The organism is Blautia marasmi (assembly GCF_900258535.1).
In the GTDB taxonomy this organism is placed as follows: Bacteria; Bacillota; Clostridia; order Lachnospirales; family Lachnospiraceae; genus Blautia; species Blautia hominis.
Map to the genome: position 1 here is coordinate 3,008,545 of NZ_OIWX01000001.1, position 14,321 is coordinate 3,022,865.

17 protein-coding genes are annotated in these 14,321 nt (G+C 39.4%); 15 read left to right on the plus strand and 2 right to left on the minus strand.

Annotation, left to right across the window (positions count from 1 at the left end):
• Window positions 1-11: 11 nt before the first annotated feature.
• The 7 genes from C6P39_RS12970 (at window position 12) to C6P39_RS13000 (ending at window position 5,678) form a co-directional block, all read left to right on the plus strand.
• Complete coding sequence (locus tag C6P39_RS12970) at window positions 12-920, plus strand: conjugal transfer protein (protein WP_104804046.1); 909 nt, start codon at window positions 12-14, stop codon at window positions 918-920.
• 122 nt (window positions 921-1,042) lie between these two features.
• Window positions 1,043-1,747, plus strand: coding sequence for a lantibiotic protection ABC transporter ATP-binding protein (locus C6P39_RS12975; protein ID WP_104804047.1), 705 nt, complete (start codon window positions 1,043-1,045; stop codon window positions 1,745-1,747).
• The gene (locus C6P39_RS12980) at window positions 1,747-2,490 is read left to right on the plus strand and encodes a lantibiotic immunity ABC transporter MutE/EpiE family permease subunit (RefSeq protein ID WP_104804048.1); all 744 of its coding nucleotides are present in this window, start codon (window positions 1,747-1,749) and stop codon (window positions 2,488-2,490) included. Before C6P39_RS12975 ends, C6P39_RS12980 begins: the two co-directional genes overlap by 1 nt.
• 2 nt (window positions 2,491-2,492) lie before the next feature.
• Complete coding sequence (locus C6P39_RS12985; protein ID WP_104804049.1) at window positions 2,493-3,233, plus strand: lantibiotic immunity ABC transporter MutG family permease subunit; 741 nt, start codon at window positions 2,493-2,495, stop codon at window positions 3,231-3,233.
• Window positions 3,226-3,606 carry a NisI/SpaI family lantibiotic immunity lipoprotein gene (locus C6P39_RS12990; RefSeq protein WP_242987038.1) on the plus strand — a complete coding sequence of 127 codons (381 nt, stop codon included), beginning with the start codon at window positions 3,226-3,228 and terminating at the stop codon, window positions 3,604-3,606. Before C6P39_RS12985 ends, C6P39_RS12990 begins: the two co-directional genes overlap by 8 nt.
• A 48-nt stretch (window positions 3,607-3,654) precedes the next feature.
• Window positions 3,655-4,314 (plus strand): response regulator transcription factor, encoded by a 660-nt coding sequence (locus C6P39_RS12995; protein ID WP_104804050.1) that lies wholly within the window; start codon window positions 3,655-3,657, stop codon window positions 4,312-4,314.
• On the plus strand, window positions 4,305-5,678 hold the full coding sequence (locus C6P39_RS13000; RefSeq protein ID WP_104804051.1) for a sensor histidine kinase: 1,374 nt from the start codon (window positions 4,305-4,307) through the stop codon (window positions 5,676-5,678). The genes C6P39_RS12995 and C6P39_RS13000 overlap by 10 nt, the downstream gene beginning before the upstream one ends.
• Window positions 5,679-5,727: 49 nt before the next feature.
• Here the strand turns inward: C6P39_RS13000 and C6P39_RS13005 are convergent, their stop codons facing one another.
• Entirely contained in the window at window positions 5,728-6,072 is a 345-nt protein-coding gene (locus C6P39_RS13005; protein WP_104804052.1) for a winged helix-turn-helix transcriptional regulator, read from the minus strand.
• A gap of 140 nt (window positions 6,073-6,212) precedes the next feature.
• On the opposite strand from C6P39_RS13005, the gene C6P39_RS13010 reads away from it, so the two are divergent.
• Together C6P39_RS13010 and C6P39_RS13015 are read left to right on the plus strand one after the other, a co-directional pair.
• Complete coding sequence (locus C6P39_RS13010; protein ID WP_104804053.1) at window positions 6,213-7,019, plus strand: amidohydrolase family protein; 807 nt, start codon at window positions 6,213-6,215, stop codon at window positions 7,017-7,019.
• Window positions 7,019-7,672 carry an SGNH/GDSL hydrolase family protein gene (locus C6P39_RS13015; RefSeq protein ID WP_104804054.1) on the plus strand — a complete coding sequence of 218 codons (654 nt, stop codon included), beginning with the start codon at window positions 7,019-7,021 and terminating at the stop codon, window positions 7,670-7,672. Before C6P39_RS13010 ends, C6P39_RS13015 begins: the two co-directional genes overlap by 1 nt.
• 11 nt (window positions 7,673-7,683) lie before the next feature.
• Here the strand turns inward: C6P39_RS13015 and C6P39_RS13020 are convergent, their stop codons facing one another.
• On the minus strand, window positions 7,684-8,040 hold the full coding sequence (locus C6P39_RS13020) for a helix-turn-helix domain-containing protein (RefSeq protein WP_104804055.1): 357 nt from the start codon (window positions 8,038-8,040) through the stop codon (window positions 7,684-7,686).
• 568 nt (window positions 8,041-8,608) lie between these two features.
• On the opposite strand from C6P39_RS13020, the gene C6P39_RS13030 reads away from it, so the two are divergent.
• The 6 genes from C6P39_RS13030 to C6P39_RS13060 all read left to right on the plus strand — a co-directional run bounded on the left by C6P39_RS13030 (window position 8,609) and on the right by C6P39_RS13060 (window position 14,158).
• On the plus strand, window positions 8,609-9,025 hold the full coding sequence (locus C6P39_RS13030; RefSeq protein ID WP_104804056.1) for a sigma factor-like helix-turn-helix DNA-binding protein: 417 nt from the start codon (window positions 8,609-8,611) through the stop codon (window positions 9,023-9,025).
• A 4-nt stretch (window positions 9,026-9,029) separates the two neighbouring features.
• Window positions 9,030-9,269 carry a helix-turn-helix domain-containing protein gene (locus C6P39_RS13035; protein WP_104804057.1) on the plus strand — a complete coding sequence of 80 codons (240 nt, stop codon included), beginning with the start codon at window positions 9,030-9,032 and terminating at the stop codon, window positions 9,267-9,269.
• 385 nt (window positions 9,270-9,654) lie between these two features.
• Complete coding sequence (locus C6P39_RS13045; RefSeq protein WP_104804058.1) at window positions 9,655-9,849, plus strand: hypothetical protein; 195 nt, start codon at window positions 9,655-9,657, stop codon at window positions 9,847-9,849.
• Window positions 9,850-9,951: 102 nt separating this feature from the next.
• A complete protein-coding gene (locus C6P39_RS13050; RefSeq protein WP_104804059.1) occupies window positions 9,952-11,172 on the plus strand; it encodes a site-specific integrase in 1,221 nt (406 codons plus the stop codon).
• Window positions 11,173-11,386: 214 nt separating this feature from the next.
• Window positions 11,387-13,969, plus strand: coding sequence for an ATP-dependent chaperone ClpB (gene clpB / locus C6P39_RS13055; protein ID WP_095172313.1), 2,583 nt, complete (start codon window positions 11,387-11,389; stop codon window positions 13,967-13,969).
• A 15-nt stretch (window positions 13,970-13,984) separates the two neighbouring features.
• A complete protein-coding gene (locus C6P39_RS13060; RefSeq protein ID WP_095172312.1) occupies window positions 13,985-14,158 on the plus strand; it encodes a DUF4250 domain-containing protein in 174 nt (57 codons plus the stop codon).
• The last annotated feature ends 163 nt before the right edge of the window (window positions 14,159-14,321 follow it).

The following is a 14,321-nucleotide window of genomic DNA, read 5'->3' on the forward strand; positions in this document are numbered from 1 at the left end:
AAATGGTAACTATGAGATTTAAGAAAAAAGAGAAAGAAGCAAAACCCAACAAGACGAAAAAAGTGCGTGTTCTAAAAGCAGGAACGCACAAGAAATCCGTGATTGCCCTGTGGCTGGTGCTGATTGCCAGCGTCAGCTTCGGGGTATATAAGAATTTCACCGCCATTGATATGCACACCGTCCATGAGAAAGAGATCATAGAGCAGCGTATCGTGGATACCAACAAGATTGAAAATTTTGTCAAGGACTTTGCAAAAGCCTATTATTCATGGGGGAATAACAAAGAAGCCATTGAAGCAAGGACAAAAGCCATCAGCCAGTATCTAACAAAGAGCTTGCAGGATTTGAATGTGGACACGGTGAGAAGCGATATTCCCACCAGCTCTGCGGTGAACGAGGTGAAAATCTGGAACTTGGAACAGGCTGGCACAGACGGGTATACCGTCCTCTATTCGGTCGATCAGACTATCACAGAGGGCGACCAGATCAGCCGTAATACTGCTGCTTACACGGTGGTGGTTTATGTGGACAGTGACGGGAACATGGTAATTACAAAGAACCCCACCATCAGTAAGATACCAGCAAAATCCGGCTATGAACCAAAGGCAGCGGAAAGTGACGGAACGGTGGACGCTGCCACCACAGAGGAAGTGACCGAGTTCTTGGAAACATTCTTCAAGCTGTATCCGGCGGCTACGGACAAGGAGCTTTCCTACTATGTGGCTGGCAATGCACTAAAGCCTGTAAACACTGATTATCTGTATTCCGAGCTAATCAATCCGCTGTTTACAATGGATGGGGATAAGGTCAAGGTGTCGGTATCGGTGAAGTATCTCGACCAGAGGACAAAGGCGGCACAGATTTCACAATTTGACTTGGTACTGGCTGAAATAGATGGGAACTGGAAGATTGTAAAATAAAGTGACAACAGCGTGTATTTCTCACATAGGACTTACACGCTGTAAAAAAATAATAAATCTTTATAAAATCTTGAAAATCATTTTTTATCCTTAATTTAGAAATCAAATTAGGAGGAAACAAAATGAAGATTTTATTAGAAACTTCGATGTTATGTAAAACATTCAAAAAGCAAAAAGCAGTGAAAAGTGTTTCACTACATGTACGAGAAAATACGGTGTATGGATTGTTAGGACCAAACGGTGCAGGAAAATCCACTCTGTTAAAAATGGTTACAGGTATGTTACATCCTACAAATGGTACGATTTTCTTTGACACACATACATGGAGCAGAAAAGATTTAGAGCAGATAGGCGCATTGATTGAAACACCGCCGCTTTATGAAAACCTAACAGCCATTGATAATCTGCAAGTAAGGGCAACTTTGCTTAATCTTCCTTATGCCAGAATAGAAGAAGTATTAAAGATAGTAGATTTAAAAAATACAGGCAACAAAAAAGCTGGACAATTTTCTATGGGGATGAAACAAAGATTAGGGATTGCTATTGCATTATTGAATAATCCAAAGTTATTAATATTAGATGAACCGACCAATGGGTTAGACCCTATTGGAATACAAGAATTACGTGGACTTATCCGTTCATTTCCAGAAAAAGGGATTACTGTTATATTGTCAAGTCATATTTTATCAGAAGTACAGTTGATTGCTGATGATATAGGTATTATTGCTAATGGTGTTCTTGGATATGAAGGACATATAGATAAAAATGAAGATTTGGAACAGTTATTTATGGACATAGTACGTCGAACACAAGGGGGTGATTTCTAATGTTGAACTATATCGCTGCCGAAAATCTTAAACAGAAAAATACTTTTGCAAAAAAGTTAATTTGGTTGGCACCAATAATAACGATACTTTTAAATGTTTTTGCTCCTATATGGTATCAACAGAACTCATATAATTGGTGGTATATTCTTTTGCATACAGGACTTGTTACTCTGCTTTGTACTCTGGTAATGCAAAGAGATAGTGGCAAATTAAAATATAGAGCGATTTTCCCACTTCCAATTAACCTTGAAAAAGTATGGTACGGAAAGATTTTTCTGTGTTCGATTTATATGATTGTATCCAATGTATTATTTATGGTATTAAACCTTGTTGGTGGATATATGATATATCTTATTTACGATATTCCAATGAAAGTAAGTATCTTGCAGGCAATTACAGGTACTCTCTGCATTATTATAGCGAGTCTTTGGAATATTCCTTTTTGCCTTTGGTTTATAAAAAAGATAGGGATATTCGGCACTTTGATTTTTAATGTAGCTTTGAGTTTTGTTTTGGGTGCATTACTAAGTAATATGGATATTTGGTTGTTATGTCCGTATAGCTGGGTGCCACGTTTAATGGTTTGCACTTTAAATATCTTGCCAAATGGGGAGCCAGCCTTAAACTCTGAATTATATGTACCTATAATTTTAATTTTTGTAATATTAATAATAGCGATTTTATTGTTTGTTTTGCTTACAAAAATGACCGCTCATGCTTTTTCACGACAGGAGGTAAGATAGAAATGAGTAATTTTATAAGATATGTTCATGCTGAAATGATAAAGAGCAAACATTCGCCGCTATTATTTATACATCTTATTTTTCCACTGATAGGAGCATTCGTATTTGCAGGTTACTTCCGTATATCAGGATGGACACCTGAAGAAAATGTGAGTGTATTTTTTCAAGCTGTCGCTATACTCTTTCCTTTCCTAGTGGGAATTGTCGTAGGATTAGTGATCCAGATTGAAAATCAAGCTGGTCATTTTCAGCAAATGTTAAGCAGCCTGCACAGAAACACTATATATATCAGCAAAATAGCATATCTTTTACTATTAGCGGCTATCTCTGTAATCATTTGTTTTGGCGTGTTTCATGCACTATATCCTGTCATGCCATTAGCCATATATATAAAGGCTTTGGAATATTTATTACTGTCCATATTGCCTATATATTTGTTATCGCTGCTTCTCGGTTTGATGTTCGGAAAAAGCGTAACAATGGGGTTAGGGATTGTTGGGAGCTTAATATCTGCCCTTATGCTCACAGGTTTAGGTGATAATGTCTGGCAGTTTATTCCGTGGGCGTGGGGGGTTAGGTTTATGGACTACTGCATGATTGAATATATAAATCCAGATATGATTGTCTATATTTCGGCTTCGTTTAAAACTGGGCTGATGTTGCTAGTGGGCTTTGCAATATTACTTACTGTGTTCAGCTTGGTATGGTTTCATTACTGGGAGGGAGCGAAAGAAAATGAGTAAGAAAAAAATAGTTTTGAGAGCTGTACTAATGGTATCTATACTTTTAATAGTGCCACTATGTTTATATGCATGTAGGCTGCATGATACGGCAGAGAAGAATAAGCAACTAAATGCTACACTTCCATATGTGGAATTAGACCCTACAAATTACGAGATACTCCGTATTGATGGCGTTTCGTATTTGATTACGGAGGAAACTGTTGAATATTCCGATCTTGATAAAGAAATAGGGCAAATATCAAAGCGGTTAGAGAGTGTAAATGGAGAAACTATGAGTTATGGTTATGTTTATCAAATCAAGGATACATCTGTAGATAAAAAGATAGCTGTCAACATAAATAATAAATATTTTGTTGCTTCTATAGATTTATGATAGAATTTCTAGTTGATTTCCTTTATACTGGCGATGGAGGTGTTTTGAATGGCTAAGATTTTAGTGATAGATGATGAAGCTGGCATTTTGGAACTGATTAAAAATGGACTTCAAAAGGATAACCATGTTATTTCTGCCTATACATCAGCGACACAGGTATCTGTAAATAATTTATCTTATTATGATTTAATTATTTTAGATGTGATGATGCCCGATATAGATGGATTTTCATTCTGTAAAAAAATACGAGCTACTGTTGACTGTCCGATTTTATTTTTGACAGCAAAGACCTTAGAAAGTGATGTGCTTTACGGATTGGGTATAGGTGCGGATGATTATTTGACAAAACCCTTTCGCATTGCGGAATTGCGTGGACGTGTAAACGCTCATTTAAGACGAGAAAAACGGGAAAAAAATCACTCACTGAATTTTGGAGATGTTACTTTGAATTTGTCTGCCAAAGAAATTCTGATTAAAGGAAAGTCTGTTCCATTAACGAGAAGTGAATTTATGATTTGTGAATTTCTTGCAAAGAATAAAGGGCAGGTTTTTTCAAAAGAGCAGATATATGAAGCTGTTTTTAGCTTAAATGGAGAAAGTGATAATTCGACGATCCCAACACATATCATGAACATAAGAAACAAGTTTTCTGACTTTATCGAGTCGCCTATACTGACAGTTTGGGGGATTGGTTATAAATGGAAGTAAATAAAACAACTACTTTGAAAACCTATTTTAGATATTTTATTATAAAGTTATCTTTACTATTGTTCTTAGCTGTTACAATTCCTTTTTTGACGCTTCTCATAGCTTCAAATAATGGACTTGTAACAAGAGCAAATCAAAGTGAAATACAGGCAAAGGAATTAAAATCTACAATGATGATTGCACCAGATATTACAAAAGTAGTTGTGCCCACCAGTTGTAAGTATATAATACTGGACAAATCTTTCAATGAGCTATATAGCAATATGAAAAGTACCAAGGATAAAAGCCGTGCCATTACTTTTGCTAAAGGGGAGGAATTAGGTCATAATGGCAATAGCCAATACCTTTTAGTAATTCGAGAGAATGAGTATTGTGTTATCCAGTATTTTATAGGTTCTCAATATACAAACCAATGGTTTGCCAAACATTTTCCTGCCCCCGATATATTAACAGGTATCGTCATCATCATTGGAAGTATTCTTGTTTTTGTAATTATGACTTCAAAATTTTCTCGAAAATTAGCAGCACAGCTAAATCCATTATTAACTGCCACAGGAGAAATATCGTCTCAAAATCTTAATTTTGAAATACAACAATCTTCTATTAAAGAGTTTAATGATATAGTGATTTCGTTTGCCGATATGCGTGATAAATTAAAGAGTTCATTAGAAAAACAATGGAAAGCAGAACAAGCCCAAAAAGAACAGATTTCCGCTTTGGCTCATGATTTAAAGACACCTTTAACTATGATACAGGGAAATGCAGACCTTTTAGCTGATACAGTTCTGGATAAGGAACAAAGACTTTATACGCAATATATAAGCGAAAGTTCAGAACAAATGAAATTGTACATTCAAATTCTGATAGATATTTCTAAGGCAATTACAGGATATGAATTAAAAAAAGAAGATGTGTATTTCCCAGATTTCTGGACTCATATTTTGTTACAGATAGACATGTTGTGCAAAAGTAAAAATATAGTATTGAGTGTAACGCAAAATGATCTTCCAGAACATCTAGTAATTGATAAAATAACGATGGAGAGAGCTATAACAAATATTGTTGCTAATGCTACCGATTATGCACCATCAAATACAACTTTATATGTAGAACTTAAAGTTATTTCAAACAGTCTGATAATTATTTTCACAGACTGTGGCAGTGGTTTTACTAAAGAGGGTCTTAAACATGCTTTAGACAAATTTTATATGGATGATCAAAGCCGGGGATCGAAATTGCATTTTGGTATGGGATTGTTTATAGTTGATTCCATAGTAAAACAACATGGAGGGAAACTACTTCTGGAAAATTCAGACAAAACGCATGGTGCACAGGTTACTATGTCAATTCCTTTGAAAAGTTAAAATAAAAAATGTGTGCATTTCATAGATAAATGATTTGCACACTATTTTTTTACTCTGCTTCTACATTTATTTCATGTAAGTATTGTGTTCCCCAATCGCATAACGATTTAAGGACTGGTTCCAATGTCTGCCCCAATTCAGTAAATGAGTATTCAACTTTTGGGGGAACTTCTGGATATACAGTTCTTTTTATGATTTTTTGTTCCTCCAATTCACGTAATTGGTCGGTCAAAGTTTTTGTGGTTATATGCCCTAACTCTCTCTGCAATTCATTAAAACGTATTATTTTCTTGCTGTATATATTCCATAATATCTGTAACTTCCATTTTCCACTTAAAACATTGATACCTAACGCCATAGGGCATGTGTTATGTGGGGTAACTGATTTAGCCATTTTATAATCATCCTTTCTCTAGTGAGATACATATCAAAAAAGATACTGTATATCAAAAATGTGCGTACTTGTTCCTGTTTTTGGAACATGATACCCTTTTATTATAACAAGTATGTCAATACAGAGAAAGGATGATTTTTATGATTATTGATAGCCATGAACATTTAATGTTCCCAACAGAAGTTCAGATTAAAAAAATGGATGAAGCAGGAGTGGACAAAACGATTTTATTTGGCACAGCTCCCCATCCAGAGCGGGCTGTTACATTTTCAGATTTAAAAAGTGAAATGGGTGCCTTATATAAGATTTTAGCTGGTTCTACAACCAGAGAAGCCAATATCCAAAGGATGAAAGACAATATTTCCGAGGTAATGCAGGTGATACATGAGTATCCGGACAGATTTTATGGATTTGGTTCTGTACCGCTTGAATTATCGTTAGAGGATACCGTTGATTGGATTAAAAAACAGATTGTGTCTAACGGTTTAAAAGGGGTAGGTGAATTTACTCCTGGTTCTGATGAACAAATAAAGCAGCTAGAAACAGTATTTAAGGCATTGGAAAGTTTTCCATATTTACCGATTTGGATACACACATTCAATCCCGTTACTTCCAATGGGATTAAATATCTTATGGAACTAACACAAAAATATCCTGCTGTTCCAGTCATATACGGACATATGGGAGGATACCACTGGATGGATGTGATTGATTTTGCTAAAACAGTACAGAACGCTTATATTGATTTATCAGCAGCTTTTTCTACGCTTGCTGCTCGAATGGCAGTTACCGAGTTGCCCGAAAAATGTCTGTATAGTTCAGACGCTCCATATGGAGAACCTTTGTTGAGCAAACAGCTTATAGAATTTGTAAGTCCATCCAATGAAATTAGTGAGAAAATTCTCGGTGGTAATATTTTAAAACTGATTGGAGAGGACAATGCATAATGGAACAATCATTGAATGAAACCTCAAAACTAATTAAAAAATTAGCAAATGACAGATATACCCTTTATAGGGAAGTCAATCAAGAGTTATCTAAGGGGGGTATTGTTCTGTTTGGTGATTCCTTAGCAGAAAATTTTCCAATTAATGAGTTATATAAAGGATCAAAAAGAATATTGAATAGAGGGATATTTGGAAGTACCACATACGATGTAATTAATCGGTTGGATGATATAGTAAATGTATTAAAACCCGATACCGCTATTATATGGGTAGGTACAAATGATTTTATGCCTATTGTGCCACATAATACAGAAATAGAAGTATCAAAGAGAATAATACAAATTGCAGACTTAATCAAAATGCAAAGCTGTACTACTAAAATATTGATTTTATCATTGTTGCCTGTTAATACTTCCTCACATTCTAAAATCTATCACGAATGGTTGATTGGGAAAGACAATGATAAACTAAAAAATACAAATGAGAAATTGGAAATGCTCTGTATACAAAAGAAATACAAATTTCTGGATTTCTTCAACTTGTTTTGTGACAAAGAAAAACAGCTTCAACTAAATTATACGATAGACGGTACTCATATAAATTTTGCTGCTTATAAGATTATTTTTAATAAATTATTGCCATTTCTGCAATAAAAATGGAGGAACTAATCTTCCTCCACCTCCTTAGATTTGATGATACCGTCAGCGACACTTTCCATGATAACCATATCTTTATCATTGAATGTATTAAGTTGCTGTTCCAGCCGCCTGCGCCTAGTGTTCTTCACTTTGTCACTGGCAGGTAAAAAAATTTCATCAACGGATACATTGAGTAAAGTTACGAGGTCATAGAATACCTGTAAACTTGGGTGCTGCCCTTTATTCTCAATGTTTGTCAGATAGCGTGGGTCAATTTCAATTTTTGCTCCCACCTGTTCACGGGTCAGACCTTGTTTTATCCTTGCAGCTTTGATTGCAAGACCAAAGGCTCTGAAATCGTATTTATCTTCTGTTTTACGCATAACTAATCACCTCACTACATTTTACTGTTCCTAAAGATTTTGTGACAGGTACAGTAAAACGTATTGTAAGGTTTATCAGTTCCTATTGCATAGACAAATAACAAATTTATATGCTGCTTGGCGGTAATAAAAAAAACCGCTGTCAGCAGTAACGCTTTTTTGCGCCCCTTTGAATAAGACGACGGTTAATATAGCCGCCGTTTTATTTTTGCCTAACGGTGGACAAACATACTGGATGGTTTTGTTTTAGCGGCTTTAGGGGGTAGCCGCATGAAAGACTTACATATTCGACAACTTTCGACCATTGGTAGTTTGTTAAAAAAATCCATTTAATTTGTGTGGATTATAACGCTCCTGTATATGGTTTTTTACATCATATAGTAGGAATAATTTGCATAGCACAAGATCAATACGTCCGTATTGCCCTTGTGCTTTTTTGCTGCATAAAACTTTCTCAAAAAGTTTTTGCGGTTGGGTATCAAATCCCACCTCCCACGGTGAGTGTTAGTGCGAAAAGAGGTAGAAGCCTTTTCGCTTTAGCAACTTTCGCTGGAAAGGAGGTGAGATTATGAAACCATCTTCTTTCGAGGACGCTATCAGACTTCAATTTGATTGTCTGGCTCGCAAGGTTGTAGGACGAACTGTAAAGAACTATGACCGAGAGCTTGGCAGGCGTGCAAGACGTGAAACGCCGTTCTGTGAATTATCTGAAATGGAGTTAAACCAGATCGGTGTCATGGACGAGTATTGCGTTGAGTTTACGTCATTTGATGTATTTGGTTCAGAAGTCCGTATCTATGATGAACGCTTATGTGAAGCTATCAAAGAATTAACAGAAAGCCGACGTAACATTCTGCTTATGTCCTACTTTCTTGAAATGACCGACGCTGAAATTGCAGAGGTTATGGAAATGGAACGATTTTCCGTATGTAGAAACAGGCTGCACACATTAAAGCTCATTAAGGATATGTACGAGGAGGAATAAAAACATGATGAAGTCTACAAAAAAGTGCCCGTCATTCTCGACCATCAGCTCTGCGGCTGACGGTAACGAGGTGGCAATCGAAAAGATTTTGAACCACTATGACGCTTACATATCAAAAGCCAGCCTGCGCCCATTCTATGACGAACACGGGAATATGTATATCGTGGTTGATATGGAACTGAAAGGCAGGATACGGGCAGCATTGATTAAAGCAATCTTGGGGTTTGAAGTCAAAGTGAAGTAAATATAACAGAGAGTGTCTACCACCTCATTTCAGCTCTTTTACTGTTCTTTGAAAATTGAATAAAGCAGACAGGTACGTTTGTGATACAGCGAGCCAGCGGAAATTGTACGCCATGACCTTTCCATAAGAAAGCGAGCGACCATGCAATGATCCGAAAGCGATTTATGGAATGGTCGCTTTGCTATGACCTGCAATCACAGGATAATGATACACCCGTATGACACGGTTCACCCATCAGAATGGGAATGGTGAAAGTCCAGTGGAGCTTGCCAAAGCCGCCTGCCTGCTTCTTTACTTACAGAACAAAGGAGGTGCTGCATTATGAACAATACTGAAGTGTGCGCTTTTACGAGCATAGAAATTGATGTGAATGGGGTTGTGATAAATGAATAAGACAAAAGAAAGAAATACCAGTCAGCCACTTACAGTTGATATAGAAGCTCTTTCCGCTATGCTGTCCTGTGGACATGCAACCGCAAGGAAAATCGGACAACAGGCAGGTGCTAAAATTGTGATAGGACGTAGGGTTCTTTATTCCGTTGAAAAGGTCAAAAACTATTTGTCATATCTTGAAGAATAAGCCTTTTTTCGTTTATGTTTTATGTGATTTGTGCTATACTATTAGTAGACAAACCACGTCGTGAGAACATAAAAGGAGGCTAAACAGAAAGGATTGGTTCTCATGGCAAACAGTAGAAAAGACCACAAAGGAAGAAAATTAAGAGAGGGCGAGAGCTGGCGAAGTGATGGCAGATACAGTTACCGCTACACAGATATTCGGACAGGTAAACGTCTTACCGTCTACGCACAGGACTTACCAGAATTGAGGGAAAAGGAAAAACAGATTGCAAAGGATATGGAGGATAACATTCTGACTGACGGAGCAATCAAGAAAATGACGCTCAATACATTGTTCAGCAGGTACATGGCTACCCTTGAACTGGCAGAGTCTACAAGGACGAATTACACTAACATCTGGAAGAACCGTGTAAAGGATGAAATAGGAAATATCAAGGTCATACAGATGTTACCCTCCCACGTAAAAGCGTATTACGCAAAGCTGTCAAAGGCCGGATATGCCTACTCTACCATAAAATTCATTCACAATATGCTATACCCTGCATTGGAAATGGCAGTTGATGATGATATTATCCGAAAAAATCCTGCAAAGGGTTCTATCAGTGATTATGGCAGACCAGCAGAGAAACGTACCGCATTGACGATACCCCAACAGGAAAAAATGCTGGCGTTTGTGCACAAGCACAATGTCTACAACGCCTATTACCCTATGCTTACAATTATGATCGGTACAGGGTTAAGATGTGGGGAATTGATTGGACTTACATGGAAAGATGTAGATACAAAAGCAAGGACAGTCAGCATAGATCATCAGCTCATTTACAAAAATCTGGGTGATGGCTGTCGCTTTCATATATCTACACCGAAAACAGATTCTGGTGTCCGTACCATTCCTATGACGCAAGATGTTCTAAAAGCGTTTGAGGATCAGCGCAAAATCAATTTCATGCTTGGAAAAGGTAAAGATGTTGAGATAGATGGATATAAGGGGTTTGTTTTTATGGCAAAGACAGGCAGACCGTTAATGCCGAGTGCAGTCAACAATGTACTGTATAACATAGTAGACGCTTACAACAAAACAGAAGTAATGTCAGCAAAGAAAGAACACCGCAAAGTAGAACTTCTTCCTAAAATTTCCGCTCACATTATGCGTCATACAGCTTGTACCAGAATGGCAGAGTGCCGTATGGATATAAAAGTATTACAGTATATCATGGGTCATGCACACATTGATGTGACTATGGAAGTGTATAACCATTTGGGCGATAGGGCAAGAATTGAAAGTGAGATTGCGAAGCTGGACAGTATGGCAGTAAACTTCTGACACCAGAAAAACAAAAATTGGTGTCAAATTGGTGTCAAAATAGAAAAAATGACAATTTCAAGAGAAATAGATAGTTGCAAACCATTGATTTTAAAGGGTTTGCAAAAAAAATCAGAAAACATTAGCACTCACCTCTTGACACTGCTAACAATTAGTGTTATATTAGCACTAGAACAAATAACAAACAGCTCAAATCTCGAAATGGAGGGATTTTATGAACATCAGCAAATTTACACAGAAATCACTTCAGGCAGTTCAGGACTTGGAAAAGACAGCTTACGAGTTCGGCAACCAGGAGGTCGAACAGGAGCATTTACTATACAACCTTTTACATCAGGAAGACAGCTTGATCCTGAAACTGATTGAAAAAATGGAGATCCAGAAAGAACACTTTCTGAATAATGTAGAAAAAGCATTAAATGCCCGGACAAAAGTATCCGGGGGTCAGCCTTATATCGGGCAGTATCTGAATAAGGCTCTGGTCAGCGCCGAGGACGAGGCAAAGGCCATGGGAGATGAATACGTCTCCGTGGAACACCTGTTTCTGGCCCTTATCAACAATCCAAGCCCGTCCGTGAAGAAAATCTGGCAGGAGTACGGAATCACAAAGGAGCGCTTTCTGCAGGCTTTGAGCACTGTGCGGGGCAACCAGCGTGTGACTACTGACAATCCGGAAGCCACCTATGACACACTGAACAAATACGGCCAGGATCTGGTGGAAAAAGCAAGAGAACAGAAGCTTGACCCGGTTATCGGCAGAGATGCTGAGATCCGTAATGTCATTCGTATTCTGTCCAGAAAAACAAAAAATAACCCGGTATTGATCGGTGAGCCGGGCGTTGGTAAAACCGCCGCTGTAGAGGGCCTTGCACAGCGGATCGTTCAGGGCGATGTGCCGGAGGGGCTGAAAGATAAGAAGATTTTTGCCCTGGATATGGGTGCTCTGGTAGCAGGCGCCAAATACAGAGGCGAATTTGAGGAACGTCTGAAAGCAGTGCTGGAGGAAGTCAGAAAAAGTGAAGGACAGATCATCCTGTTCATCGACGAGCTGCATCTGATCGTAGGCGCAGGAAAGACAGATGGTGCCATGGATGCAGGCAACATGCTGAAGCCCATGCTGGCCAGAGGAGAACTGCATTGTATCGGTGCCACAACTCTGGATGAATACCGCCAGTATATTGAAAAAGACGCGGCCCTGGAGCGGCGGTTCCAGCCGGTAACAGTGGACGAACCGACCGTGGAGGATACTATCTCCATTCTCCGTGGCCTGAAAGAGCGTTACGAGGTATTCCATGGTGTCAAGATCACCGACAGTGCACTGGTAGCAGCAGCCACCTTATCAAACCGCTACATTTCTGACAGGTTCCTGCCTGATAAGGCTATTGACCTGGTGGATGAAGCGTGCGCTCTCATTAAGACGGAGCTGGATTCCATGCCCACAGAGCTGGATGACCTGCGCAGAAGGATCATGCAGATGGAGATCGAGGAGGCTGCCCTGAAAAAAGAGAACGACCGCCTCAGCCAGGACCGTTTGGTGGATCTGCAGAAGGATATGGCAGAGCTGCGTGATGAATTTAACGGAATGAAAGCCCAGTGGGACAATGAAAAATCCTCTGTGGAAAAGCTTTCCAGACTGCGGGAACAGATTGAAGATATGAATAAACAGATTCAGGTTGCCCAGAGAAATTACGACCTGAACGAAGCCGCAAGACTTCAGTACGGCGAACTTCCCAAGCTCCAGAAACAGTTAGAGATCGAGGAGGGGAAAGTGAAGGACCAGGATCTGTCCCTGGTACACGAGAGTGTCACGGATGAGGAGATCGCAAGGATCATTTCCCGCTGGACGGGTATCCCGGTTGCCAAGCTGACGGAGGGCGAAAAGACCAAGATCCTGGGTCTGGCAGCAGAGCTGCACAAACGTGTGATCGGTCAGGAGGAGGGCGTGGAAAAAGTAACAGACGCCATCATCCGCTCCAAAGCCGGTATTAAAGACCCCAGCAAGCCCATCGGTTCCTTCCTGTTTTTGGGACCAACGGGTGTAGGTAAGACAGAACTTGCCAAGACACTGGCGGCCACCTTGTTTGATGACGAGCAGAATATGGTGCGTATTGATATGAGTGAGTACATGGAGAAATATTCCGTGTCACGTCTGATCGGAGCGCCTCCGGGATATGTGGGATATGAGGAGGGCGGCCAGCTCACAGAGGCTGTCAGAAGAAAACCTTACTCCGTAGTCCTGTTCGATGAGATAGAAAAGGCACATCCGGATGTCTTCAATGTTCTGCTTCAGGTGTTGGATGACGGCCGTATCACAGATTCTCAGGGCCGCACCGTTGACTTTAAGAATACCATCCTGATCATGACATCCAACCTGGGCTCCACCTATCTTCTGGACGGCATTGAACCAAACGGTGAGATCAGTCAGGAAGCCAGAGATATGGTTGACAAGGACCTGCGTGTGCATTTCCGTCCGGAGTTCCTAAACCGTCTGGATGAGATCATCATGTTCAAACCGCTCACCAAGGAGAACATCGGCGGTATTGTGGACCTGCTGGTTGAGGATCTGAACCGGAGGCTAAAGGACCAGGAACTCTCTTTGCGCTTGACAGATGCGGCGAAAGATTATATTATTGAGGGCGGATACGACCCCATTTATGGCGCGCGTCCTCTGAAACGTTACCTGCAGAAATACGTGGAGACACTGACTGCGAAACTCATTCTCTCCGGCAATGTGGGAACAGAGGACACCATTGTCATTGATGTGGAAAATGGTGAACTTACAGCCCGCAGGGCATAAGAGGTGAGAGAGACTATGATACCAAAAGATCCGGTAATGCTGCTGAGCTTTGCCAACATGAAACTGAGAGATTTCTATTCTTCTCTGGATGCTATGTGCGAAGACCTGCAGCTTGACAGAAAAGACCTGGAGAAAAAACTGGGCGCAATTGACTACGCCTATGATGAAAAATTAAATCGTTTTATCTGACACAAAAAGCCTGTATGCCAAGATGTAAATCCTGTGGCATATGGGCTTTTTACGATTTTCATGTCTTGCCAAGACATGTATATGTGATAAAATAAGAGCAGATGAACATTCAGAAACAGCCGCTGTGATTTCTGCTCAATGTTTAGGCTGGCATTTATACGAG